Here is a 26,076-nt window from a genome sequence, read left to right as displayed (position 1 = left end):
GATGGCGGAAGCGGATGAGGTGAATGCTTTTGACGAGTTCTTAAAGCCGGGTATCCATGCGCGCGATATCGATGCATTATTTCCTTTGCTGCAATCTGCGCATGTCATACAAGCACTCATTGCACTGTTCCGTGGTGGTCGTGAAGAGGTGATGATCCGGCTGGCGGTACTGCGGGAGATAGCAGCACGCGCGGATGCCACAGAGTGGACACCGCAGCAATTGCAGGCACAACTCAGCTTTATTGATGGCACCAAGCTGGAAACGGTGTTAAAGCGGTTGCGTGACCATGATTTGCTGTTGTGGGATGCCAGTCACCGCTGGTACCAGCTTTCCCATACGGCACGCATGATATTGTCCTCCTTGTCTAACATGCTCAGCTTCAGTGCTGACGATGATGAGCTGGGCTTTTTGTTTTCACAAGTGGCGGCCGGCGGTGCGGTTGGGCAGCTCAATTCAGAAACACTCACCAATTTGCTGGCTCGCCTGTCCGAGCTGGAATCATATTTTTCAATGGCAGTGCAGTCCGGTTCCGAATTCAGGCTAAAAGCGGCCCAGAGCCGCTTAGTGGCTGCGCAGAAGTGGATGGAAAAGGGCACAGAAGTCCTGAAAAGCCTGTCAGAGAATGGTTTTGCAGATGATGCCAGTTGGCGGATTGCGCAGAAAATAGGCGATAGCCAGTCACGCATGATGCGCATGAGTTCTGTATTCCAGAATGAGCTGGCCAAAATTGCCCGCCAGCGCGTGATGCTGTCCGAGGGGGGCTTGAGTTCCTCGGAACTGGCTGCATGGCTGGCGGTACAACCGGTGGACAAGCTGGTTGAGTTAGGTGCTGATCTTGCCCAGGTGCCTGAGCCGCTATTTGTGTTGCCGGATGTGATGCTGGATATTGCAGAAGCATTCCTGGAGCGTGACATCGCAGACAAGAAGGTATCCACCATGCCATCACCGGTGGAGGTCGAACAGGCGCAAGAAGTGCCATTCACCTATCCGCCACAGTTACAAAGCCTGAATAATATGTTGTCACGCATTACTGCCAACGTGGCATTGGCCGATCTTGTCGTTGGCAGCGATTTTAGTGCGGCCTCGTATCGTTACTCCCTGCTGACCTTTTTGGGTGAAACCAATGTCGATGCTGACCTGGCGGCATTGGCAGGCCAGCCGGTCCGTATGCAATATGAAGACACCGATCACTTGCAGCCTATTGACCAGAACGAAGTTGCCAGCATCACCGCGGGTAGTTTGCAACCATTAGAAAGCCCACAAGATGGAATTTAATTCACGGCAATTTACCGCCAGGCTGATTGCCAGCCGTTTTTTATCGCGTGAAGATGATATGGTGCGCCGCCTGCTGGTGGATTTAAGCTTCAGGCAAGAGGTGGAAACCAGTTTGGCAGCCTGCGGCCTGCGCTTGCTGGATCATCCGTTTGCTGCCCATGTGGCTGTGGCATTGCAACGTGAAACCGAAGGTAGTGTGTTTGATGATGGTGAGCAATGGCAAGCCAGTAATTTAAATTTAAGGGGCTTGTCCAAAGATGCCATGGCTTTGCTTGTGGTGTTATGGGCTTTGATTATTTTGCCCAAGCGCGAACGTCAACTGGGGCGTGAGCGCCAGGAAGAGCAAAGTGATCTGTTCGGTAGTTTTATCAAGGCCGTCGGCGAAGATGTGTCGCGCGGCATTGCTGAAAATGTATTGATGACCGATTTCGGCAAGTTGCTGGGAGGGAAGGGGCGCATCAGTATTAACTTGGGTATATTAAGCCGCCTGGATTTAATTGAGCGCAGAAATAAAGTGATATGTGAAGGTCCTTTGCTGGACCTGGTGTTTGATTACGCCGAAATGGCGCCCCGGATTATTCATGGGGCCATGGGCGATTTAATCCGCACCCAGCTCGGTGCACCCCCCGTACAAGACGAAGCGGATGAAGAGCAAGAGACAGGGGATGTAAGCGATGTTTAGGTTGACCAATCTGGAAGTCGTCAATTGGGATTACTGGCAGCGCTTTACGGTCCCACTGGATGCGTCTATCGTCACCATCGTCGGCCCCAATGGCTCGGGCAAAACCACTTTGCTGGATGCCTTGCGTACCTTGCTCGCGCTGGATTGCTCCAAAAAGCGTGATTACAAACGTTATGTACGCCGTAACGGCGAGAGCTTTGCCTGGTTGCGGGGTGTGGTGGACAATAGCCGCCCCATCAACAGCAGCAAACGCCCGTTTGGCATTCTTTATAACAACGACCAGATCACGCTAGCCTGTCGTATCGACAAAAAAGGCGGCGATTGGGAGCGTAAATACTGGATCGCCGAAGGCGAAGTCGCGATCGAGCAGATTGAAGCCCAGGGCCAGATGTTTGGTGTCAAGGATTTTCAACGCCAATTGCATGCGGCAGGACTGTCTCCCGCCATCGCCAAAGTGCTGTCGCTTGAGCAGGGGCAAACCGACAAGTTATGCGAGCTTTCAGAGCGGGAACTGCTGAAGCTGGTATTTGAGGTGTTCGGCGATGAAGAAGTGCTGACCCGTTATCAGGAAGCGCGCCATCATCAAGAACAAACCGTGCGTGAGTTACAGGACACTGAAAACAATCTCAGGGCGCAAGAAAATCATCTGCAAGCCATGGAAACGCGCGTGAACCGCTATCTGGAGTGGCAAAACCTGAATCAGGAGCGGACGCTGTTAATCAGCGAGTTTAAGCCACGCCTGGCGTTTTATACCCTGAGTGAAGAGGCTGAGCGCGCCAGAAATACACTTAAAGCCTCCAGGCGGGACCTATTGCTGAAGCGGCAGGAGCGTATTGCCCACATACAGCAGCAATCGCAAAAACAGCAGGAAATGGCCAGCCTGGTGACGCGTAAAGAGCTTGCTGATACCCTGGAAACCAAGGTCAATCAGCAGCTTAACCACATCAATGAAGAAATTGGTGGCTGGAAAAAGGTGGTTGAGCAACAAGACCTGCTGTTAAAACAGGCGGGTGAAGCCGGTGCGGATAGTGCGGAAGAGGCGGTAAAGCTGAATGCACTGGAGGCTAAACGGGAGGCGTTGCGCCAGCAGCTGGTGGCTATCAATACACAGGAAACCCAACTCAAGGATACGTTGGAAAACCTGGCGAGTGGTAAGCGTGCCGAGCCGATGGATGTTGCCAATTTCAGGTCTGCGTTGGACAAGGCAGGCATAGGCCATGATTTACTGACCGACCTGGTTGAAATTACCGATACGCGCTGGCAGGCGGCCGTAGAAGCCGTACTGGCATCGTCTGCCCACATCGTGTTGCTCGCCGATAAAAAAGATGAAGCGCGGGCATTAAGCCTGGGCGAGCAACTCAAATATCGCCATTACATTGTCCCGGAGCGCGCACAGCCGCCGTTAGCTCCGAAGGGCTCGCTACTGGAAGTCGTCAAATTCTCCCGCGATGTGCCCGAGTGGGTTTCGCGCGTGCTGGCAGGGATCACGCGGGTGGAGGATGCGAATGCCGGGGCCAGCTTGCCGCGCAATCAGGACTGGGTAACCCGGCAAGGCTATTTGCGGGAGCGGCGAGGAGCTCGTTTTGCTGCGCCGGAGCAGCCACGTTTTGGCCGCGCACGCCTGGAGGCTTTGCGTACACAGTTGGCCGAGATAGAAAGACAGTCACGCGATCTGCTGGATCGTTTGAAACCGGTCAATGCCGACATTCAGGTGATTAAGGCGCGCCTGGCCGGGGTCAATGCCACCATGCAACTCGCCAGCCGCAGCGCCGAGTTTGCGGAAGCACGTGCACAATACGATATCTTGGTGGCGCAACGGCGTGAAATCGGTGAGCAGTCCTACGAGGCGACCGAAGCGCGAAAGGCGTTAGAAAAACAGCTGAGTGATGCCAGAACCGAGCAGTTGGGCTATACAACCAGGCTGAAAGAACTGGACCGTGACATCGCTGAGAAGGAAAATCACGACGGTCGTGCTGAGCAGGCCAGGCGTTTAATCCGTTTGCGGCATGATAAACGCCAACTGCCGCTGACCTGGCAGGATGCCAATAGCAATAAACAGCTGGCGGAAAAATGGGAGAGCGTAAAGCTCATCGAGATTAAAGCAGAAGAAATTGAGCGCCGCTTTGAAACAGAATCGTGGGAGAAAGATGATTCTGTGGTTGTGTTACGTAACAAAATCAAAGCAGATTATGAAGCGCAAAGCCAGGACCTGGACAATCGCCGCTACGCCAATGAGATGGCGAGCAAGCAAACCGATGCAGCTCGCAAGCAGTATGTGGATGTGCTGAAACACACGGTCGGGCGCTATACCAAAAACCTCAAGGTACTGGGCGACATGGCCGGCATCGCGGTGGAACACGAAGCCGTGATGTTTTCGGCGGATGATGTCAGCCTGTCGCAAGCGGGGCTGGTGGTGCGTTTCGGTTTTGATGACAAAGGCCTGGCCGGCATGAATGATGGCGATGCCTCAGGCGGCCAGCAAGTGATGAAGTCACTCATTTTACTGGTTGGCCTGATGATGGAAGATTCGCGCCCTGGTGGTTTTGTTTTTATTGATGAGCCATTTGCACACCTGGATATTTTCAATATCAAGCGTGTGGCAAGCTTTTTGCAGGCCACCAAGGCGCAATACCTGCTCACGACCCCTGTCACGCACAATGTGAATGTGTATGACCCTTCCATGCTCACACTGGTGACAAGAAAAAAAGAACCAGAAACGCACTGGGCACCACGGGTAGGTGTGCTGGTGCGCCAGCAGTCATAGCCCATGGCTGTCATCGTTGAGCATCTCGACAAATCGCGTTTACCTAAAAAGCGTAAGCGTTATGAGGATGCTGCTCCTGGGCCGCTCGCTACCCTGCCTGCCGAGTGGCGTGATTTACTCGCGCAATGGCTGAAGCTGGGCGGTAACAGCCGTTGGGATACCTTGATCAAAAAAGCCGGCCTGGCGCAGAAAGGGATGGCCGAGACCTTATTGGACTGGCTGTTGAATCACGGCTGGGCGGTGGTATATGAAGAGCGCAGGCACGGTGAATGGTGGCCTTGCCGGGTGGTGTTGCAGCAGCAAAAAATCATGCGTCAGCAACTCGGTTTGCCAGATGATGAAGCGCTTGCCAGGCAATGGCAAAGCTTGCTTGCGGGCCTGATGATTGCCGCTGAAGCAAATCCGGACTTGCAGCCAGCATTGGATCACCTGGATAGCATGCCAGTCAGCCGGGCCATCGCACGTGGTGAATTGATTCAATCTTTAATACGCTGGAAAGCAGACCAGCGTACCGGCAGTTACCGTGATTTTTCACTTTTTGCCAGAGATGCAACCAAGACCATTTCCAGTAGCGAGTGGCAATGGCTGGAATCCAGCCTGGACCTGGCAAACTATGGCATACAGCCGCATACGCAACTATTATATATTTCTGCCGACTTGACGCTCACGGGTGCTGCCGGTAGTCTGATGCTGGCTCAGGCGCAGCCGTTTGCGGCATTTACCCCCGCCAGCATATTACAGTTGACGCAAGTGCAGGCCGCACAACCTTTGCAGCAATGGATTTGTGTGGAAAACCTGACCAGTTTTGAGCGTACCGCTGCGAAGCGTCAACCTGACACCGCCGTGCTATGGTTGCCCGGCTTCCCACCCGGCTGGTGGCAGCAATCCGTTTCACATTTGCTGCAACACTGCCCTGCGCCACTGCTGGTCGCGTGCGACCCTGACCCGGCAGGCATCAGGATTGCGCAGATAGCGATTGACCTCTGGCGATCACATGGATTACCTGCACAGCCATGGCGTATGCAGGTGGATGACTTGAATCATTGCAAACAGCAACTGCCATTAACCGATTTAGATCGTCAACAATTAGTGTCAATCACGCAGCAATCTGACCTTCATCCAGACTTAGCCATGCTTGCCCGCTTTATGCAGCAACATCAATACAAAGCTGAGCAAGAGTCTTATCTATGATTACAGGATTTCGGACTTAAGTCTTGCCCTGATCATCGACATACACCCAGCGCGCATCCACCTTTTTAAAGCGGCTATGCTCTGTTAATTGCGCTTTCTTCTGTTGGCCATTCTGGAAGCTTGCTACAAACTTCACGAAAGCCGTCTCGGCATCCACTTGTTCGTGCGACAACACTTGCAGCTTTAACCATTTAATACCACTGAGGTCCTCTTGCGTGAGGGTAGCCGGGCGTGTATCGACATGCCAGGTTTGCAAAATGTAGGCTGGCAATTTAAGCGCATAAGCACTATAGCGTGAGCGCATCAGGCGTTCGGCATCGGGTGCGGCAAGCCCATCATGCAAAGGCTGGCAGCAGCCGGCATAGGTTTTTCCGCTATAACAGGGGCAGGCGTTTTTCATGGCTTAAAACAATTCCGCTTGTGCTGCAGGCGGTGCAGCCAGCAGTTGATCGATATCAATCTCAAAAATACCCAGCTTGCCAGCGCATGGCATCAGCGGTAACGGCGTCGCCTGCGCAAATAAAAAACCGTAATACGCCTGATGCACCCCACCAAAATGCGCGCGTTGTTCGCGGCTGATGCCAGCAGGTAATTCGCCGGGCTTGCTGCATAACACTAGCTTGGCAATGCCAATTACACCGCCATACGCCAGTTTGTCCCTGTCCGGGATAGGGACGTCAGTATGGGCTTTGATGTACTGGTAATACTCCTCATACAGGCCTTTGCTGGCGTGAATAAGCATGGGGCCGCGATATTGCGTGCCCCAGCTGCGGTCGTCTACCAGTAAATAGCCGTTCGCAATCAGCCAGGCAAACGGTTGCTTGAACGATAAGGCTTTGATCAGCCCTGACAGGTGGCCAGGCTGCGCTAGCGTTGACATGGTCTGGCCGTCACTGCCTCAGTTTAGGCAATTTCCCGTGTTTCCATAAACTGGATATCCGGGTAACGTTCCTGCGCCATTTGCAGGTTGACGCGGTTAGGCGCCAGGTAAACGTAATCATCAGCACTATCCAGCCCGACGTTAAAGCCGTATTTATCGGCAATGGCTTTCAGGTCAGCGTCAGAGCCCTTGAGCCAGCGCGCAGTGTAGCAATCATAGGGCTCAAACACCATATCGACGCCATATTCGTGTTCCAGGCGATGCGCCACCACGTCGAACTGCAGCATGCCCACTGCGCCAAGAATCAGGTCGTTAGACAGCAGCGGGCGAAACAGTTGTGCCGCGCCTTCCTCGGATAATTGCTTGAGGCCGATCTGCAATTGCTTCATTTTCATCGGGTTTTTAATGCGAGCACGGCGGAAAAACTCCGGTGCAAATGAGGGAATACCGATAAATTTGAGCGCTTCGTTTTCAGTAAACGTGTCACCTAATTTAATCGTACCGTGGTTGGGGATGCCGATAATGTCACCGGAATAAGCCTCATCCATAATGGTACGGTCCTGCGCCATAAAAGTAATAGCGTTGTTAACGTTGAGCATTTTGCCGGAAGCCACTTGCTTGATCTTCATACCGCGTTCAAAGCGGCCGGAACAGACGCGCAGGAACGCAATTCGGTCGCGGTGTTTCGGGTCCATATTGGCCTGGATCTTGAACACAAAGCCGGCGAATTTTTCTTCATTAGCCGCCACTGAACGTGTGGCGGTATTGCGCGCTTGTGGCGGTGGTGATAAATCCACCACGGCGTCGAGTAGGGATTGCACGCCAAAGTTATTCACGGCAGAGCCGAAAAACACCGGTGTCTGCTTGCCACTTAAATAGCGTTCTTGATTGAACTCATTGGAGGCACCGCGCACCAGTTCAATATCCACACGCAACTCTTCAGCCTGGTAGCCAATCAGTTCATCCAGGCGTGGATTATCCAGGCCCTGAATGGTTTCAGACGTGCCTTTTTCCGCCCGTGGATCAAAGAACAGAATGCTGTCAGTCACCAGGTTGTAGACACCACGAAAAGTCTTGCCCATGCCGATTGGCCAGGTCATGGGTGCGCATTCCATGCCTAATGTGGTTTCGATTTCGTCCAGTAATTCAATCGGTGCCCGGCTTTCGCGATCCAGCTTGTTAATAAAGGTGATAATCGGCGTGTCGCGCATACGGCAGACGTTAAGCAGCTTGATGGTTTGCGCTTCCACACCGTTGACCGAGTCAATCACCATCACAGCCGAATCCACCGCGGTCAGTGTGCGGTAGGTATCTTCGGAGAAGTCATCGTGGCCGGGCGTGTCGAGCAGGTTGATCATGTGCTCACGGTAGGGGAACTGCATCACGGAGGAAGTCACAGAAATGCCGCGCTGCTTTTCCAGCTCCATCCAGTCTGATGTGGCATGGCGCGCAGCTTTACGGCCGCGTACTTCACCGGCGACCTGGATCGCGCCACCGAACCATAACAGTTTTTCTGTCAGGGTGGTTTTACCCGCATCCGGGTGCGAAATAATGGCAAAGGTGCGACGGCGGGAAACTTCTTGCTGCAGGCTGGACATGAAAAAATAGCGCTTTGGGAAAAAGCGCTATTTTAACCCAGATTTGACATTGGGCCTCACCAGGCCCTGGCCGGATTATTTTCGCATCAGGAAGAGGGCCACTGCGGCGAAAACAATCAGGATAATCAAGCCTTCCATCGTAAGGTTACCTGAGGGCAATGATTAACTGACCGCCTGTTTCAGCTGGTCCAGGATGGCAGGGTTATCCAGCGTCGAAATGTCGGAGGAAATTTCTTCGCCTTTTGCCAGGCTGCGCAACAAGCGGCGCATAATCTTGCCGGAGCGGGTTTTGGGCAGGTTGTCACCAAAACGGATTTCATCCGGTTTGGCAATCGGGCCGATTTCCTTGCCTACCCATTCACGTAACTCTGTGACAATTTTTTTAGCTTCCTCACCTTCAGGGCGCTTGCCTTTGAGGACGACATAGGCCACCACAGATTCCCCCTTGATCGGGTGCGGCCTACCCACAACCGCAGATTCGGCCACCAGGTGATTAGCTCCCAGTGCCGACTCGATTTCCATGGTGCCCAGGCGGTGACCGGAAACGTTCAGCACATCGTCAATACGCCCCATGATGGTGAAGTTACCAGTGGTGGCATCACGGACGGCGCCATCACCGGCCAGGTAAATGTTTCCACCCAGCTCGGCCGGGTAGTAACTGGCGATAAAGCGCTCAGGATCGTTGTAAATGGTACGTATCATGGAGGGCCATGGTTTCTTGATCACCAGCAAGCCACCAGTGCCCCATGGGATTTCTTTACCGGTTTCATCCACGACATCAATGTCTATGCCGGGGAAGGGCAGCGTACAGGAACCCGGTACCAGTTTGGTCGCGCCAGGCAGGGGCGTGATCACATGGCCGCCGGTTTCGGTTTGCCAGAAGGTGTCTACAATCGGGCAGCGGCTGCCACCAACCTGCTCGTACCACATCCAGGCTTCCGGATTGATGGGTTCGCCCACCGTTCCCAGCAAGCGCAGGCTGGATAAATCGAAGTGGTTAGGGTGGGTAGTGAAATCGGTTTCCCCGGCTTTGATCAGCGAACGAATCGCGGTCGGTGCGGTATAGAAAATGCTGACTTTGTGACGCTGGATCATTTCCCAGAAGCGGCCAGCATTCGGGAAAGTCGGGATGCCTTCAAATACGATTTGGGTGGCACCGATGGCAAGCGGGCCATAGGTGACATAGCTGTGGCCTGTAATCCAGCCTACGTCTGCCGTACACCAGTAGATATCGTCGGGCTTGATGTCAAAGGTCCAGCGCATGGTATTCATGGCATGCAGCAGGTAACCGGCGGAGCTGTGCTGTACGCCCTTGGGCTTGCCGGTAGAGCCGGAAGTATAGAGCAGGAATAACGGGTGCTCGGCCTCCACCATGACAGGCGCGCATTCGTCAGCCTTGCCGGCAATCAGGTCATGCCACCAGATGCATTTGTCGTTCCAGGTAATCTCCTGGCCGGTTTTCTTGAACACCACAATATTACGGATGCTGTCGCAGCCACCCATGGCAATGCCGTCATCCACCGCCTGCTTCAATGGCAGGGTTTTGCCGCCGCGATGCTGGCCGTCTGATGTGATGACTGCTACCGCGCCCGCATCAATAATGCGTTCATTCAGGCTCTTGGCCGAAAAGCCGCCGAAGACGACGGAATGGATAATGCCCAGGCGTGCGCAGGCCTGCATGGCGACGATGGCTTCAATGCCCATGGGCAGGTAAATAATGACGCGGTCACCTTTGACCAGGTTCAATGATTTCAGGCCATTGGCAAACTGGCAAACCTGGTGGTAGAGCGCTTTGTAAGTGACATTCTTGACGTCGCCGTTATCGGCTTCAAAAATAATGGCGGTTTTGTTGGGGATGGTTTGCAGGTGCTTGTCGAGGCAGTTGGCGGAGACGTTCAGCTCGCCATCTTCAAACCACTTGTAGAACGGCGCATTGTCCTGGTTCAGCGTTTTGGTGAATGGCTTGTGCCAGATCAATAACTCGCGCGCCAGTCTGGCCCAAAATCCTTCGTAATCCTGCAATGCTTCTGTATGCAGGCGCTGGTATTCCTCCATGCTGCCCACTGCTGCCTGGCTGGAAAAATCCTTGCCTGGTGCAAATACACGGCGTTCATGAAGTACAGATTCGATAGACATAGCGTCCCCCAAAAATCAATGTCAAAAAATGAAAGTGTGAGCGAACCTCAGGTATTATTGTTTTGGTTCTGATTGACAAACTCTCCGAGCACACAACTCATTACAAGAGCAAAAACTCATGCAACAGCTTGCCCAAATTCTAACAGAAAAGCAGGTCCCGTCTACAGAAGCGGCGTATTTGCACCATGCTGCGGAGTGCAGCCCGTTTTTTGCCAGATTCGTCACAAAAAATACAGATTTTCTGACTGATTTGTTAGACAACTTATATAAGACATATAAGACTGAAGACGTTAACACTTTGTTTTTATATGAAAAAAATATTGAAGAGTCTGTTTTTTTGCAACAAATCCGGCTGATCCGGCAACGCTTGATAGCGCATATAATCGTTCGCGACCTCAATGGCCTGGCGGACTTTGCCGAAGTGGTCGAGACCACCAGCGCGCTGGCAGAGTCTGCGATTACGGCCGCGGCCGATTTTTATCATGCACGCCTGGCGGATACTTACGGAATGCCGCGCGATGCCAGCGGGCAAGCACAGCGACTGATTGTGGTAGGCATGGGTAAACTGGGCGGGCGCGAACTCAACGTGTCTTCCGATATTGACCTGATTTTTGCCTATGAGCAGGAAGGCGTGACCGATGGTGAAAAATCCATCAGTAACCAGGACTTTTTTACGCGGTTAGGTAAAAAAATCATTGCAGCGCTGGATGAAGTGACGGCGGATGGGTTTGTCTTCCGCGTGGATATGCGGTTGCGCCCGTTTGGTTCAGAGGGCGCGCTGGTTTGCAACCTGGATGCGCTGGAGGATTACTACCAGAACTATGGCCGCGAGTGGGAGCGTTACGCCTGGATTAAAGGCCGCGTGGTTTACGGCCCCGCTGACGCACTAAACCGGCTGATCCGGCCATTTGTGTTCCGCAAGTACCTGGATTTCAATGCGTATGCGTCCATGCGTGACTTGAAAACGCAGATTCAGCGTGATGTGGTGCAGCGCCGCATGTCAGACAATATCAAGCTTGGCCGTGGTGGGATCCGCGAAGTCGAGTTTATTGCACAGGTGTTCCAGCTGATCCGCGGCGGGAAACTGCCGGATTTGCAAATCAAGCCGACCCTGGCAGTGCTGGCGCGCCTGGCGGAGCGCGATATATTACCGGCAGCGGATGTGGCTGCGCTGCAGGAAAGCTATATTTACCTGCGTAATCTGGAGCATCGGCTGATGTATATCGATGACCAGCAAACACAGGATCTGCCTGGTTCCGAAACCTATCGTCGTTACCTGCTCGGCATGCTCAAGCATGCGGACTGGGATAGTTTTATCCTGGAGCTTAACCGGCATCGCGACCGTGTGCAGCGCTTCTTTGATGATACGTTCAGAGACGAGCAAAATCAGGATATGCAGCAGGAAGCGACTATCTGGCAGGGCACCACGCCTGAGGCGGAAGGAGCGCAATGGCTGCAGCAGCAAGGCTATACCCGGCCTGTTGATATGTGGCAGCTATTGCAACATACCCGCACCAGCCAGAAATTCCAGCAGTTACCGGAACAAAGCAGGCGCCGCCTGGATCAGCTGATTCCCTTGCTGTTGCGCGAGGCGGCACAACAACAAAGCACCACCCCTGATACCGCGCTGATACGCACGCTGGACCTGCTGGAAAGTATCTGCCGCCGTGCCAGTTACCTGGCCTTGCTGGCCGAATTCCCCGATGCCCTGGCCCTGATTGTCAAGTTATGTGCCGCCAGCCCGTGGATTGCACAGTATGTGTCCGCCCATCCTGTATTGCTGGATGAGTTGCTGAACAAGCAAACCTTGTTCAGGCGGCTGGATGCCGTGCAGTTAAAAGCCGAACTGACCCAGCATATGGCGCATTTGGCTGGCGATGTTGAAGCGCAGATGGATGCCATGCGCCATTTCAAGCATGCCAATATCCTGAAAATTGCTGCACAGGACCTCATGACTGCCTTGCCACTGGAGGCGATCTCGGATGATTTGAGTGCGCTGGCAGACGTGATTCTGCAGGTAAGCCTGGCCACGGTTTGGCAGAACCTGCCATCGAGGCACAGGCAAACACCGCAGTTTGCCGTGATTGGCTATGGCAAACTGGGCGGTAAGGAGCTGGGTTATTTATCTGACCTGGATATTATCTTTTTGTATGACGATGATGCCGATCAGGCACAAGAAGTGTATGCAAAATATGCACAGCGGTTGAATACCTGGTTTAACACGCTGACCAATGCCGGCTTGCTGTATGAAACCGATTTGCAGTTACGTCCGGATGGAAGTAGTGGTTTGCTGGTCAGCAGCATCCATGCATTTGGTGACTACCAGAGAAACAAGGCCTGGGTATGGGAGCACCAGGCCATTACCCGCGCACGCTTTGTGGCAGGTGATGCGCTAGTAGGCGAGCAGTTTGAACGTATCCGCCTGGAAGTGATGCAATCAAAGCGCCAGTCGGCCGATCTCCGGCCACAGATTGTGGAAATGCGCCAGAAAATGCGTGCGTCCCACCGGTTAGACCCTGCGCTATTTGACCTCAAGCATGAAGCGGGCGGCATTATCGATGTGGAATTTATTGTGCAGTATCTGGTGTTGTTGCATGCGGCAGATGATGTAGCGTTAACAGCCAATGCCGGCAACATTGCCTTGCTGGGCAAGCTGGCCAGGAACGGCCTGATAGACAGGGCGCTGGCAGAGCAGGTGCAGCAAGCCTACCGGCAATACCGCGCATGGATACATGCCAGCAAGCTGCAGGGTGCACCGGCAAAAGTGGATAAGGCACTGGCTGAACCGTTACGGCAACCGGTGACTCAGTTGTGGCAGGCCGTGTTTGCTACTTGAATAAAGTACTGGTGTTTTTATTTACATGTCCCAGCGTAAAGCAGGCGTATGCACCGGGCTATCCCAATGCCGCCTGATGTCATTATCCAGCAAACAGGCCGTGATGGAGGCGCCTGCCATATCAATGGCGGTGACGTAATTACCTACCAGGCTGCGGGCAACGGAAAATCCCTTTTCTTGCAGTAACCTGGCGGCCGTGTTGTAAATCAGGTACAACTCCATCAAGGGTGTAGCGCCCAGGCCATTGACCAGTAATAGAATCTCGCCCTGAGCCGGTAATTGCTTGGCTTTGAAGTCATGCACAATCGCGGCCACCATGTCTGCCACAATGGCATCTGCTTCACGCATGGTTTCGCGGCGACGCCCGGGCTCGCCGTGTATGCCCACGCCCATCTCCAGTTCAGTATCGGTAATCTCGAAGGTCGGGCGGCCAGCCGCTGGTACGGTGCAACTGGTCAGTGCAACGCCTATGCTGGAGGTGCGCTGGTTGATTTTCTCCCCCAATGTTTTGCAGGCAGCGAGGTCTGCGCCGGTTTCCGCCAGGCTGCCTACGCATTTTTCGACGATTACTGTGCCAGCGACACCACGCCTGCCGGTGGTATAGGTGCTGTTGATTACGGCACAGTCATCTGAGGTATAGACCGTGGCATGTTCAAACGGCAACATTTCCGCGGCCATTTCAAAGTTCATGACATCGCCTGCATAATTTTTGACGATAAACAGGACGCCTTGGCCTGCATGCACGGCTTCCGCTGCGGCCAGCATCTGGTCTGGCGTGGGTGAGGTGAAGACCTGGCCAGGACAGGCGGCATCCAGCATGCCTGCGCCCACATAGCCGGCATGCAAGGGTTCATGGCCTGAGCCGCCGCCGGAGATAATGGCGACCTTGTTTTGGGCTTTCTGTTTGCGGGTGACAAAGGTGGGGTCGAATTGCACTTCAACCAGATCACTGTGCGCGGTGGCAAAGCCGGTAAGGCTTTCGGTCAGCATATGCTCTACATCGTTCAGAAATTTTTTCATCGTTGCTCTATCCTTGTGCTGAGGTCATTGCAAAATTGTGCGGTACGCGTTGCTGTTTTTTGATACCTATTGTGAATGACTTGAAACCAGGTCACATACGGCCTCTATCATGACCTGGCAGCTTTTGGCACCTGCATCCAGGTGGCCGATGGCACGTTCGCCCAAACCTGACGCACGCCCTTTGGTTGCCAGCATATTGCGTGTCGATTCCAGCCCTTCACCGGTGACAATTTTTAATCGTGTGGTAATCACCGAGGTTGGCTCGCCCTGGTCGGCTAGCTGCTTGAATGTACTGGCGACCGGAATCAGTACATCCAGCATGGTTTTTTCACCTGCTTGTGCTTTGCCACGTTGCATAATGGCTTGCACACCCGCTTCAAATGCCTGTGCCAGCACCAGGGTATTCATAGTTGCGCTGGCTTTCAGGCTCTTGCTCATACCCATGAAAAAGCTGGCAAACAAGGGGCCGGAGGCACCGCCAATGGTGCTCAGCAACTTCATGCCGATTTTGTTCAGGGCGTCGGTCGCGGACAATGGCGCCAGTTCTGCCTCTATGCTGGCAATGGCTTCACAACCGCGTTTGATATTAATGTAATGATCGCCATCGCCGATTTCGCGGTCCAGGCATTCAATATCGGCTTCATGTGCCAGGATGGCACTGCGGATGGCTGCCGCTGCGTGATTGATGGTTGCGCTATTCATGATGGGGTGGCCGGGTAAAACTTTATGTTACCCATAAGCACTGCCATGCGGCAAGTCTGATGATTTGTGTCTGGCGTATTCAAGCGCTAGCGTTTAAAATACCGCCGCGGTCCTCGTGGTGAAACAGGATATCACCAGCCCCTCCTAAGGGCTAGTTTCAGGTTCGAGTCCTGACGGGGACACTTTCTGCTCCTTTGGGATTGTGGCCGGATGTAGAGAGGCGGCGGAGTTAGAAATAGGATTCGCGTTTTGTAGCCTCTATTCGTACAGGATAGCCATGCCAAGCATGCTTGCCAATAGCAGGCATGCCACCGGGAACACTTTAATCAGGACATAGCTAATCCAGACCAGCCGGAGTATGAGAAGCACTCCCGACCAGTACATGATCCTGATAATCAGGGATTTATAGTCAGACATTCATGTCATTCCGCGTAAACCAGCGGGCGAGTATAACGCATGCTTACTGCGGGTCAATTTCGTGCGGTGAATGGCGGGTAATCATTCCTCTTGAAAAGAGCAGGGGTTGCCATGTATAATCGCGGATTGACTTTTTTGTCAATGAATCTGCATGTATTCACATTGGGTGCCCGTCAGGGTGTATTTGAATGCATGTGAATGAATAACCCTTTGAAATAGAGAGACTTACTATGTCCGTGACTATGCGTCAAATGCTGGAGGCCGGTGTTCACTTTGGCCACCAAACCCGTTACTGGAACCCGAAAATGGCTGAGTTCATTTTTGGTGACCGCAACAAAATCCATATCGTTAACCTTGAAAAAACCCTGCCATTGTTTGAAGAAGCACAGAAATATGTGCGCACATTGGCAGCAAACAAAGGCCGTATCCTGTTCGTGGGCACCAAGCGTCAAGCCCGCGACATCGTAAAAGAAGAAGCACAACGTGCAAGCTGCGCTTATGTCAACCACCGCTGGCTGGGTGGTATGCTGACCAACTTCAAAACAGTTAAGCAGTCTATCAAGCGCCTGACCGATTTTGAAGCCATGATGCAGGATGGCAGCATCGAGAAGTTCGGCAAAAAAGAAGCGTTGGGCATCAAGCGCGAGATCGAGAAGCTGGAGCGTTCCATCGGTGGTATTAAAGAGATGGGCGGCTTGCCAGATGCGATTTTCGTCATCGACGTTGGCCACGAAAGCGGCGCGATTACTGAAGCACGCAAACTGGGTATCCCGGTGATTGGTATCGTGGATACCAACAACTCCCCGGATGGCATCACTTATGTGATTCCTGGTAACGATGACTCCTCACGTGCAATCCGTCTGTACGCACGTGGTATGGCGGATGCGGTATTGGAAGGCCGTGCGAACGCGATTTCCGAAATCGTGAAAGCGGCCCAGGAAGAACCAGCACCAGTGGCTGAGGCTGCTGCCGAGTAATTACTCGCTGCTGACAAAGGGGCGCTGCGCCCCTTTTTCTATTGCATCGCATGCAATATGGCTGACATACAGCCGGTATATGGTAGAAAAGAATTCTTAGATAAATCCTCAATGCAGGAATCCTAACAAAAGGAGTAATAAATGGCTGAAATTACCGCAAGCATGGTGAAGGACTTACGTGAGCGCACCGATGCTCCCATGATGGACTGTAAAAAAGCACTGACGGAAGCCGAAGGTGACATGACACGTGCTGAAGAAATTCTGCGTGTGCGTTTTGGTAACAAGGCAAGCAAGGCTGCTGGCCGGGTAGCGGCTGAAGGTACTGTGGGTATCAGCATTGCCGCTGGTGGCAAACTGGGTACATTAATCGAAGTAAACTCTGAAACTGATTTCTGTGCCAAGAACGAAGAGTTCCTGAAGTTCGTGGGTGAATTGGCGCAAGTGGTGAACGAAAGTAATCCGGCTAATATTGAAGCGGTGGCTAACATGCCTATGCGCGGCGAAACTGTCGAAGCCGTACGTGCGCAACTGGTAGGTAAAATCGGTGAAAACATCACGCCACGCCGTTTCGTGCGCACTGAAGCCAAAGGCCAGTTGTACAGCTATGTACACGGCAGCAAAATTGGCGTGCTGGTAGACCTGGTGGGTGGTGACGAAACACTGGGTAAAGATATCGCCATGCACATTGCGGCGGCAAAACCGAAATCACTGGATGCCAGCGGTGTGGATGCAGCCTTGATTGATGCTGAGCGCCGTGTGGCCATCGAAAAAGCAAAAGAAGCTGGCAAGCCAGACGCAATGCTGGAAAAGATTGCTGAAGGGACTGTACAGAAATTCCTGAAGGAAGTGACTTTGCTGAGCCAGGCTTTTGTTAAGGATGACAAAGTGAGCATCGAGCAATTGCTGAAATCCAAAGGTGCTTCCGTGGCTTCATTCACCATGTATACCGTAGGTGAAGGCATTGAAAAGGCAGTGGTAGACTATGCTGCTGAAGTCGCTGCTGCGGCTAAAGTTTAATCGTTTTTAAGCGATGGACAGGAAAAGTGGAATCTTCGGATTCCACTTTTTTTATGGCTGGAGGGTCAGTTTACGGCCCAAGAAAGCCGGTTTTGTGATTAAATAGGCACATTTTGAGTTTGGGAAAATAACGATGGCACAACCTGTTTTCAAGCGCGTTCTCCTTAAGTTGTCAGGCGAAGCGCTGATGGGCGATGATGCTTATGGAATTAATCGTGAAACAGTAAGTGCGATTGTGGCGCAGGTCAAGGAAGTCGTCGAGATGGGGGTGCAAGTGGGCATCGTCATTGGTGGTGGCAATATTTTCCGCGGTGTCGCTCCTGCGGCCGAGGGCATGGACAGGGCTAATGCTGACTATATGGGCATGCTGGCGACGGTGATGAATGCCATGGCGCTGCAGGATGCGATGAAGAGTGCTGGCGTGCCGGCGCGTGTGCAAAGCGCGCTGAATATTGAAGCGGTGGCCGAACCTTATATCCGTGGTAAGGCGATTCGTTATCTCGAAGAAGGGATAGTGGTGATTTTTGGTGCCGGTACAGGCAATCCGTTCTTTACCACTGATACTGCGGCAGCCTTGCGCGGCGTAGAGATCGATGCCGAGATCGTGTTGAAAGCGACCAAGGTGGATGGCATTTATACGGCAGATCCGAAAAAAGACCCGGCTGCCACCCGCTATGACCAGGTGTCGTATGACGAGGCGATCAATAAAAACCTGAAGGTGATGGATGCGACGGCATTTACTTTATGCCGCGACCAGAAAATGCCGATTGCGGTATTCAGCATTTTTAAAGATGGTGCGCTGAAACGCGTCATTCTGGGTGAGAATGAAGGAACACGCGTCGGGGCATAAGCCGGACGCTTGCAACATTGGAGAGACGATATGGTTGAAGATATTAAAAAGTCTGCCGAGCAGAAAATGCAGAAATCGCTGGAGGCCCTGAAAACTGATCTGGCCAAAGTGCGCACAGGCCGTGCCCACGCCGGTTTGCTAGATCATGTCATGGTGGAGTATTACGGCTCCATGGTGGCGGTAAACCAGGTCGCTAACGTGAATCTGGGCGACGCGCGTACGATTAATGTTCAGCCATATGAAAAGAACATGATCGCTAAGGTGGAAAAAGCGATCCGTGACAGTGATCTGGGCCTGAATCCTGCCACCAACGGTGACCTGATACGTGTGCCTATGCCGATGCTGACTGAAGAACGCCGCCGCGATTTGACCAAGATTGTGCGTACGGAAGGCGAGGGTGCCAAAGTGGCCATCCGCAATGTACGCCGTGATGCCAATGATGCCCTCAAGAAACTGATCAAGGACAAAGCGATTTCAGAAGATGATGAGCGCCGCGCGCAAGAGGATGTGCAGAAGATGACCGATAAGGCGGTGGCTGAAGTCGATAAAATCCTGCAACAGAAAGAAGCGGATTTGATGGCAGTTTAACTGCACATCTCTGATCGCAGGTATCCGTGTTGGGTTTGTTTTCCAGTTCTACCAGGCAGGTTCCGCAGACCCATGCGTTGCCACAGCATGTGGCGGTCATCATGGATGGCAATGGGCGCTGGGCCAAAAAACGCTTTTTACCCAGGGTCGCCGGGCACAAACGTGGTCTGGAAGCCGTACGGCAGCTGGTCAAAACCTGCGTGCGCCTCGACATCAAATATCTCACCCTGTTTGCGTTCAGTAGCGAAAACTGGCGCCGCCCGCCGGAGGAAGTGACTTTCCTGATGGGCCTGTTTATGGAAGCACTTGATCGTGAAGTCAAAAAACTGCACGAAGCCAATGTGGTCCTGAAACTGATTGGTGACCGCAGCCTGTTTAATGAAGCGCTGCAGCAAAAAATGCGTGAAGCCGAGCAAGTGACAGCACATAATACCGGCCTGACACTGACGATTGCAGTGAACTACGGTGGTCGCTGGGATATCCTGAATGCCGTGAATCGCCTGTTGGCGGACAAGAAGGACACTGTAGAGACTATCAGTGAAGCAGATCTGGCACCATATTTGTCCATGCCCGATGCGCCTGAGCCGGATTTATTTATCCGCACCGGCGGTGAAACACGTATCAGCAATTTTCTGTTGTGGCAACTGGCGTATGCCGAACTCTACTTTACCCCCACCTTATGGCCGGATTTCGATGATGCAGCATTTGAAGCGGCATTGACCTCTTATCGCCAGCGTGAGCGCCGTTTTGGCCGCACCAGCGAGCAGTTGAGTACAGATAAGGGGCACGCTTGAAGCCATGTTGAAGACTAGAATAATGACTGCCGCCGTCTTGTTGGGATTATTCCTCCCGGCATTGTTCTGGTTGCCCATGATGGCCTGGGCCAGTGTGATGCTACTGCTGACACTGGTGTGTTTGCATGAGTGGGCTGGTTTTCTGCAATTAAGCCCATCGTATACCCGTTATTACCTGGTTTTTTCTGTGGTGACTGGCGCCGGTTTTCTGCTGTTGTTGCAGCAATTGGGCTTCCACTGGTTTTTTTACCATGCCATGCAGGTATTTATCGCCGCCACCTTGTTCTGGTTGTGCGTTGTGCCGGTCAGCCTGTTTTTTAATACCTTTATCAGGCAGCAAGCCCTCAATCTGTTACTCGGCTGGTTTCTAATGCTGTCCTTGTGGATGGCGCTGGTGACCGCACAGGAAGTGAATCCTTATGTCTTGCTGGTGATTATTTCTACTATCTGGCTGGCAGATAGTGCAGCTTATTTTGCCGGCAAGAATTTTGGCAAACACAAATTGGCACCAGCCATCAGTCCGGGAAAAACCTGGGAAGGCGTCGCGGGTGCGTTGCTGGCGGTTGCAGTGTATGCTGTCATTTTGAAAGTTTCAGATGCCGTTTCCACCTGGTGGATATTGCCCGGTCTGTGGATCATTACGATTACCGGTATTTATGGTGATTTATTTGAATCTTTTTTCAAGCGCCGGGCCAAGCTGAAGGATAGCGGGCAATTCCTGCCCGGACATGGTGGTTTACTGGACCGTGTCGATGGCGTCATTCCGGCATTGCCCGTGGGATTGTGCTTGGTATTCTGGTTTCATTACTGGCAACAATCTTATTCGTTCTAAGAGGTCGCTTTGCAATACGTCACTATATTGGGTAGCACTGGCACCATTGGTCAGCAGACACTGGATGTGATTTCGCAGCATCCGCAGCGGTATGCCGTGTTTGCCTTGACCGCCCACAACAATATCGAGGCGATGCTGCAGCAATGTGTACAGTACCGGCCGCAGTATGCCGTGATGCAGGATGCCATTGCCGCCCAGCGCCTGCGTCAGCGTTTGCAGTCTGAAGAGTTGAAAACCGAAGTGCTTTCCGGGCTGGAAGGGCTGGTAGAAGTGGCTGCGCATGACAGGGTCGATGCGGTCATGGCGGCGATTGTCGGGGCTGCCGGCTTGTTACCGGCACTGGCTGCGGCCAAAGCAGGCAAGAAAATATTGCTCGCCAACAAGGAAACGCTGGTAATGGCTGGCCAATTATTTATGGATGCCGTCAAACAAGGTAATGCTACCTTGCTGCCGATTGATAGCGAACATAATGCCATTTTCCAGGCCATGCCCGGGCAGCCCTATGAGGATCTGGCTGATGTCGGTGTAAACCAGGTGATCTTGACCGCTTCCGGTGGCCCGTTCCGGCGCTATACGCAAGCGCAACTGGCAGAAGTGACGCCTGCATTGGCACTCAAGCATCCTAACTGGGTGATGGGGGCGAAAATCACTATTGATTCGTCTACGCTCATGAATAAAGGGCTGGAAGTCATTGAGGCGCACTGGCTGTTTAATGCGCGCCCTGACCAGATTGAAGTCGTGGTGCATCCGCAAAGCGTGATTCACTCCATGGTATCGTATGTGGATGGCAGTATCCTGGCGCAACTGGGAAATCCTGATATGCGCACGCCGATTGCCTATGGCCTGGGTTATCCGGCGCGGATTGCATCCGGTGTCAAACCGCTCAGCCTGGTGGAAATCGCCAAACTTGAATTTGAAGCGCCCGATATCCAGCGCTTCCCTTGCCTGCGATTGGCATTTGACGCTCTGGCCGCGGGAGGTACGGCTCCTGCCATGCTGAATGCAGCCAACGAAGTGGCTGTTGCCGCTTTCCTGCGGGAGGAGATTCACTATCTGGATATCCCGCGCCTGATTGAGGAAGCATTACAAAAACTGCCAGTGGACGAGGTCAGTTCGATAGATCAGTTACTGGAAGTCGACGCCGCTGCGCGCGCCTGTGTGCTGAACGCCATTGGCAAAGTGCCTGCTACGCCTGTTTATAAGGCGGCTGCCTTATGATGTCAGCCATTGCTTTTGTGGTGGCTATCGGTGTACTGGTGACGATACACGAATTTGGCCATTACCTGGCGGCGCGCAGTTGTGGTGTGCACGTGCTGAAGTTCTCCATTGGTTTTGGCAAGCCAATTTTCCAGTACCAACGCTCTCCGCAGTCCACGCAATGGGTGCTGTCCTGGATTCCCCTTGGTGGCTATGTCAAGATGCTGGACAGCCGTGAATCTGCCTCTGAACAACCTCCAGCGCTGGCCGACCCTGTGATTGACTGGTCACGTGCGTTTGATCGGCAGAAAGTTGCAGCCAAGATGTGGATCGTTTTTGCCGGGCCACTGGCGAATTTGTTGCTGGCTTTTGTCTGTTACTGGGGACTGATTGCGCAAGGGGAAGTCGGTATCAAACCTTATATTGGCCCGGTCGAAACTGGCTCATTGGCGGCTGAAGCAAAGTTGCGTCAGGGTGACCTGGTTGTCTCCCTGGATGGGCACCCGGTACAAACCTGGCAGGATGCGCAGTGGCAATTACTGGAGGGCTGGGTCGCACATCGTGCAGTCAATGTGGTGACGCGTACAGCGCAGGGCGATTCACACACGCATAGTTTGGCCATGTCGAAATTACCCGGTGAGCCGGAAGGCGATGTATTGCAGAAAATAGGCATTTCCATGTTAATGCCGGTGATTCCTGCCGTGATCGGCGAAGTTCTGCCTGGCTCTGTGGCAGAAAAGAGCGGGTTGCAAATCGGGGACCGCATTCTTAACGTCAATAATAAACCGGTCGAAGGCTGGCAGCAATTTGTGCAGTGGGTAAGAGCTAACCCTTCGCAACCATTAAAGGTGGATTACCAGCGTGGCAACCAGCTGTTGCAGGTCAAACTACTCCCAGACGCGGTGATTGAAGCCGGTCAGAAAATTGGTCGCCTGGGCGCTGCAGTGAACATGGAGGCGGTTGATCTCAAACCCTACCGCGTGGAACGGCATTACACGATCACTGAGGCTGCAATGCGTGCAGTGCAGAAAGTGCAGGAAACCATTGTATTTACATTGAAGATGATCGCTAAAATGGTGACCGGGCAGGCTTCGTTAAAAGCCATCAGCGGGCCGGTTAGTATTGCAGATGCTGCCGGCGAGACTGCGGGATTGGGAATTAAACCGTATATCAGCTTTATTGCATTGCTGAGTATCAGCATCGCGGTCATGAATCTGCTGCCAATTCCAGTACTGGATGGCGGGCATTTGCTGTATCATATGGCGGAATTAATTCGAGGAGAACCTTTGCCGGATAAGGTGCTGGAGATTGGCCAGCGTCTGGGGCTGGGGATATTGGGTGCGTTGATGTTTATCGCCTTTTTTAATGACATCAATCGTTACCTGATAGGGTGAGAGCATAATTAATGAGAGTAAAGTCAAGTTCCAGGTTGTGGTTGGGTCTGTTAGCAGGAATGATGCATCTGAGCGCCTATGCGACAGAGCCATTTGTGATTTCTGACATCCGTGTAGAAGGCTTGCAACGTACCGAAGCCGGTACTGTATTCAATTATCTGCCCATGCAGGTGGGTGATGTCATGAGTGATGAAAAAGCGGCGCAGGCGATCAAGTCACTTTACTCCACCGGATTTTTCAAGGATATACGTATTGAAAACGACGGCGATGTACTGGTGGTAACGGTACAGGAACGCCCTTCGATTTCACAGATTGATTTCAGCGGTAACAAATCCTTCCCGACAGATAAAATGAAGGAAGGCCTCAAGCAGATAGGTATCGCAGATGGCCAGATTTTTGACAAGGCACAACTGGACCGTGCCGAACAGGAAATCAAGCGCCAGTATCTGTCTCAAGGTAAATACAGCGCTGAAGTGAAGGCGACTTCCAGCCCGCTGGAGCGCAACCGGGTGGCCATTCGCTTTGAAATTACAGAAGGTCCCGCGGCCAAAATCCGGGATATCAATATTGTTGGCAATCATTTATTCACGACGGAAGACCTGCGTGCCAATTTCCTGCTGACAACGCCTAACTGGATGAGCTGGTGGAATAAGGATGACCAGTATTCCAAGCAGAAGTTGACCGCAGATCTGGAAGCCTTGCGTTCTTTTTACATGAACCAGGGCTACCTGGAATTTTCGATTGATTCGACACAGGTGTCGATCTCGCCTGACAAGCGGGATGTGTATATCACCGTCAACATTACCGAAGGTGAAAAATATAATATCAGCCAGACCAAGCTGGCAGGCGACATGTTGCTGCCGGAAGAGGATCTGCGCAAGCTGATTGATATCAAGGATGGTGACGTTTTCAATCGCCAGAAAGTGACCGATGCCAGCAAAAACATCAACGACAAGCTGGGTGAAGAGGGCTATGCTTTTGCCAACGTGAATGCCGTACCGGAGATCAACAAGCAGGAACATACGGTTGCGTTCACTTTCTTTGTTGATCCTGGCCGCAAGGTATATGTCCGGCGCATCAATGTTCAAGGCAATACCCGGACGCGTGACTCTGTGGTCAGACGTGAAATGCGACAGCTGGAGTCTGCCTGGTATGCAGGGGATAAAATCAAGCGCTCCAAAGAGCGTGTCCAGCGCCTGAACTTCTTTGATAGTGTTGAACTGGAAACACCCTCTGTCCCGGGCATTAATGACCAGGTAGACATGACGGTCACTGTGGCTGAAAAAGCGACAGGCAGTGTGCAGTTCGGTGCCGGTTTGTCCAGTAGTGACGGCGTGGTGTTAGGCTTTAACGTGAACCAGCCTAATTTCCTGGGAACAGGTAACCGTGTAGCCCTGCAAGTGAATACCAGTAGCTATAACACCATTTACTCCTTATCCTATACCGATCCCTATTTCACGCCGGATGGTATCAGCCGGGGCTTCGATATTTATCGCCGTGATGTGGATACCAGCCGTCGAAACTCTTCGACATTGAATGTTGGTACGTATGAGAGCCAGTCCTACGGCGTGGGGATGCGTTTTGGCATGCCGATGTCTGAAATGGACTTCCTCAGCGCCGGTGTGACGCTGGATATGACCAATGTCGATTTGTCTGCCGACAGCCCGATTCAATATATCAAATACTGCGCTAACACTTCCGGTTGTAGCAGTAACTCGATTGTGCTGAATGCCGGCTGGACTTATGACTCGCGAGACAATATTCTGTTCCCGCGCCGTGGTGTCCTGCAACGCCTGTCCGGGGATGTTTCTGTGCCTGGCCTGGACCTGCAATACTATAAGATCAATTATCAACATAGTGTGTACCAGGACCTGGGTAAAGACTTCACCCTGATGCTAAATGGTGAAGCTGGCTATGCAAACAGCTATGGTGGCAAAAACTATCCATTCTTCAAAAATTTCTACGCCGGTGGTGTGAACAGCGTACGTGGCTTCCTGAACTCCTCGTTAGGACCACGGGATATTAACCCGTCGACAGGAAGCGATTTCGCGATTGGCGGTACCAAGCGCCTGGTAGGTAATATTGAATTGTTTATGCCGGTACCGTTTGTCTCGCAGTCCAACCAGTTCAGGCTCAGTGCATTTATTGATGGTGGTGGTGTGTTCGGCAAAGATGACCCTATCAATTCCGATTACCTGAGGTTCTCAACTGGGGTGGGCGTGACCTGGGTATCTCCATTTGGTCCTTTGAAGCTGGTTCTTGCCAAGCCGTTGAAGGAAAAATCAACGGATGATACGCAAACATTGCAATTCCAGTTCGGGCAGCAATTCTAATGGCAAGGTTTTATAAGATGATGGCAATACATGCGTGCAAGGGAGAGATTGCATGAGAGGGATTCTGGTTCTCGGGCTAAGTCTTGTGCTGTGGTGCGGTTATGGCTGGTCAGCGGACTTCAAGGTTGGTTATGTACAAGTAGACAAGTTGCTGCAAGAGGCGCCACAGACTGCTGAAACAGGCAAAAAACTGGAGAAAGAGTTTAGCCCGCGTTCTCTGGAGTTGGATAAGCTACAAAAGCAAATCCGTGACTTGGAAACACAGCTGGATCATGAGCGCACCAACATCAACGAATCTGATCGACGCGCAAAAGAACGCCAGTTGAATAATATGCGCCTGGAATTCCAGAGTAAGCAGCGTGAATTGCGTGAAGACATTAATTTACGCAAGAATGAAGAACTGGCTGTCTTGCAGGAACGTATTAATAAAGCAGTGCAGACGGTTGCTGAAAGTGAAGGTTATGACCTGGTTGCTTACAGCGGTGTTGCCTATGCCAGTAAACGTATCGATATTACCGATAAAGTCCTCAAATTGTTAGGCAAAAAATAGCCTGTAGCCCAGGCAAGAAAGCACTTTCAAGGTCAATATTTT

21 protein-coding genes and 1 pseudogene are annotated in these 26,076 nt (G+C 52.5%); 15 read left to right on the top strand and 7 right to left on the bottom strand.

The genetic code is table 11. The annotated features are described in order from the left end of the window. Position 1: 1 nt before the first annotated feature. The 4 genes from BLP53_RS02020 to BLP53_RS02005 are packed head-to-tail and all read left to right on the top strand — an operon-like array spanning position 2 to position 5,913. Positions 2–1,276, top strand: coding sequence for a hypothetical protein (locus tag BLP53_RS02020; protein WP_091469112.1), 1,275 nt, complete (start codon positions 2–4; stop codon positions 1,274–1,276). Beyond that, positions 1,266–1,958, top strand: coding sequence for a hypothetical protein (locus BLP53_RS02015; protein WP_091469109.1), 693 nt, complete (start codon positions 1,266–1,268; stop codon positions 1,956–1,958). Before BLP53_RS02020 ends, BLP53_RS02015 begins: the two co-directional genes overlap by 11 nt. Then, positions 1,951–4,722, top strand: a complete 2,772-nt coding sequence (locus BLP53_RS02010; protein WP_091469104.1) for an ATP-binding protein — start codon at positions 1,951–1,953, stop codon at positions 4,720–4,722. The genes BLP53_RS02015 and BLP53_RS02010 overlap by 8 nt, the downstream gene beginning before the upstream one ends. A 3-nt stretch (positions 4,723–4,725) precedes the next feature. After that, positions 4,726–5,913, top strand: a complete 1,188-nt coding sequence (locus tag BLP53_RS02005; protein WP_091469099.1) for a toprim domain-containing protein — start codon at positions 4,726–4,728, stop codon at positions 5,911–5,913. A gap of 16 nt (positions 5,914–5,929) precedes the next feature. Here the strand turns inward: BLP53_RS02005 and BLP53_RS02000 are convergent, their stop codons facing one another. From BLP53_RS02000 to acs, 4 genes are all read right to left on the bottom strand, one after another. Beyond that, a complete protein-coding gene (locus BLP53_RS02000) occupies positions 5,930–6,313 on the bottom strand; it encodes a YchJ family protein (RefSeq protein WP_091469095.1) in 384 nt (127 codons plus the stop codon). Positions 6,314–6,316: 3 nt separating this feature from the next. Further along, positions 6,317–6,793 carry an ASCH domain-containing protein gene (locus BLP53_RS01995; protein WP_091469091.1) on the bottom strand — a complete coding sequence of 159 codons (477 nt, stop codon included), beginning with the start codon at positions 6,791–6,793 and terminating at the stop codon, positions 6,317–6,319. Between the two features lie 23 nt (positions 6,794–6,816). Then, on the bottom strand, positions 6,817–8,391 hold the full coding sequence (locus BLP53_RS01990; protein ID WP_091469088.1) for a peptide chain release factor 3: 1,575 nt from the start codon (positions 8,389–8,391) through the stop codon (positions 6,817–6,819). A gap of 162 nt (positions 8,392–8,553) precedes the next feature. After that, positions 8,554–10,527 (bottom strand): acetate--CoA ligase, encoded by a 1,974-nt coding sequence (gene acs, locus BLP53_RS01985; RefSeq protein WP_091469085.1) that lies wholly within the window; start codon positions 10,525–10,527, stop codon positions 8,554–8,556. Between the two features lie 106 nt (positions 10,528–10,633). Between acs and glnE the strand changes: the two are divergent. Further along, a pseudogene (gene glnE, locus BLP53_RS01980) lies at positions 10,634–13,363 on the top strand (bifunctional [glutamate--ammonia ligase]-adenylyl-L-tyrosine phosphorylase/[glutamate--ammonia-ligase] adenylyltransferase); the annotation flags it as partial. Between the two features lie 21 nt (positions 13,364–13,384). Here glnE and dhaK read toward each other — a convergent pair. The 3 genes from dhaK to BLP53_RS13605 form a co-directional block, all read right to left on the bottom strand. Beyond that, positions 13,385–14,383: a dihydroxyacetone kinase subunit DhaK gene (gene dhaK, locus BLP53_RS01975; protein ID WP_091469078.1), complete on the bottom strand. Its 999-nt coding sequence runs from the start codon at positions 14,381–14,383 to the stop codon at positions 13,385–13,387. A 66-nt stretch (positions 14,384–14,449) separates the two neighbouring features. Further along, positions 14,450–15,085 carry a dihydroxyacetone kinase subunit DhaL gene (gene dhaL, locus BLP53_RS01970; RefSeq protein ID WP_091469074.1) on the bottom strand — a complete coding sequence of 212 codons (636 nt, stop codon included), beginning with the start codon at positions 15,083–15,085 and terminating at the stop codon, positions 14,450–14,452. 258 nt (positions 15,086–15,343) lie between these two features. After that, the gene (locus BLP53_RS13605) at positions 15,344–15,502 is read right to left on the bottom strand and encodes a hypothetical protein (RefSeq protein ID WP_176755184.1); all 159 of its coding nucleotides are present in this window, start codon (positions 15,500–15,502) and stop codon (positions 15,344–15,346) included. Between the two features lie 230 nt (positions 15,503–15,732). Between BLP53_RS13605 and rpsB the strand changes: the two genes are divergently transcribed. The 10 genes from rpsB to BLP53_RS01915 all read left to right on the top strand — a co-directional run bounded on the left by rpsB (position 15,733) and on the right by BLP53_RS01915 (position 26,034). Further along, positions 15,733–16,479 carry a 30S ribosomal protein S2 gene (gene rpsB, locus BLP53_RS01960; protein WP_091469070.1) on the top strand — a complete coding sequence of 249 codons (747 nt, stop codon included), beginning with the start codon at positions 15,733–15,735 and terminating at the stop codon, positions 16,477–16,479. A gap of 141 nt (positions 16,480–16,620) precedes the next feature. Beyond that, entirely contained in the window at positions 16,621–17,496 is an 876-nt protein-coding gene (gene tsf, locus BLP53_RS01955; RefSeq protein ID WP_091469066.1) for a translation elongation factor Ts, read from the top strand. 133 nt (positions 17,497–17,629) lie between these two features. Next, entirely contained in the window at positions 17,630–18,346 is a 717-nt protein-coding gene (gene pyrH, locus BLP53_RS01950; protein WP_091469063.1) for a UMP kinase, read from the top strand. Between the two features lie 30 nt (positions 18,347–18,376). Next, positions 18,377–18,934 carry a ribosome recycling factor gene (gene frr / locus BLP53_RS01945; protein WP_091469059.1) on the top strand — a complete coding sequence of 186 codons (558 nt, stop codon included), beginning with the start codon at positions 18,377–18,379 and terminating at the stop codon, positions 18,932–18,934. A 29-nt stretch (positions 18,935–18,963) separates the two neighbouring features. Continuing rightward, on the top strand, positions 18,964–19,728 hold the full coding sequence (locus BLP53_RS01940) for an undecaprenyl pyrophosphate synthase (RefSeq protein ID WP_091470370.1): 765 nt from the start codon (positions 18,964–18,966) through the stop codon (positions 19,726–19,728). Positions 19,729–19,750: 22 nt separating this feature from the next. After that, positions 19,751–20,560: a phosphatidate cytidylyltransferase gene (locus BLP53_RS01935; RefSeq protein ID WP_245652580.1), complete on the top strand. Its 810-nt coding sequence runs from the start codon at positions 19,751–19,753 to the stop codon at positions 20,558–20,560. A 9-nt stretch (positions 20,561–20,569) separates the two neighbouring features. Beyond that, positions 20,570–21,778 carry a 1-deoxy-D-xylulose-5-phosphate reductoisomerase gene (gene ispC / locus BLP53_RS01930; RefSeq protein WP_091469053.1) on the top strand — a complete coding sequence of 403 codons (1,209 nt, stop codon included), beginning with the start codon at positions 20,570–20,572 and terminating at the stop codon, positions 21,776–21,778. Then, positions 21,775–23,151: an RIP metalloprotease RseP gene (gene rseP / locus BLP53_RS01925; protein ID WP_091469050.1), complete on the top strand. Its 1,377-nt coding sequence runs from the start codon at positions 21,775–21,777 to the stop codon at positions 23,149–23,151. The genes ispC and rseP overlap by 4 nt, the downstream gene beginning before the upstream one ends. Positions 23,152–23,210: 59 nt before the next feature. Beyond that, the gene (gene bamA, locus BLP53_RS01920; protein WP_483819044.1) at positions 23,211–25,484 is read left to right on the top strand and encodes an outer membrane protein assembly factor BamA; all 2,274 of its coding nucleotides are present in this window, start codon (positions 23,211–23,213) and stop codon (positions 25,482–25,484) included. A 52-nt stretch (positions 25,485–25,536) separates the two neighbouring features. After that, complete coding sequence (locus tag BLP53_RS01915; protein ID WP_091469042.1) at positions 25,537–26,034, top strand: OmpH/Skp family outer membrane protein; 498 nt, start codon at positions 25,537–25,539, stop codon at positions 26,032–26,034. Positions 26,035–26,076 lie beyond the last annotated feature (42 nt).

The sequence above is a fragment of the Methylophilus rhizosphaerae genome (genome assembly GCF_900100975.1).
In the GTDB taxonomy this organism is placed as follows: domain Bacteria; phylum Pseudomonadota; class Gammaproteobacteria; order Burkholderiales; family Methylophilaceae; genus Methylophilus; species Methylophilus rhizosphaerae.
Note: the sequence above shows the minus strand (reverse complement) of the source record. Positions and strands in the feature narration are given on the sequence as shown.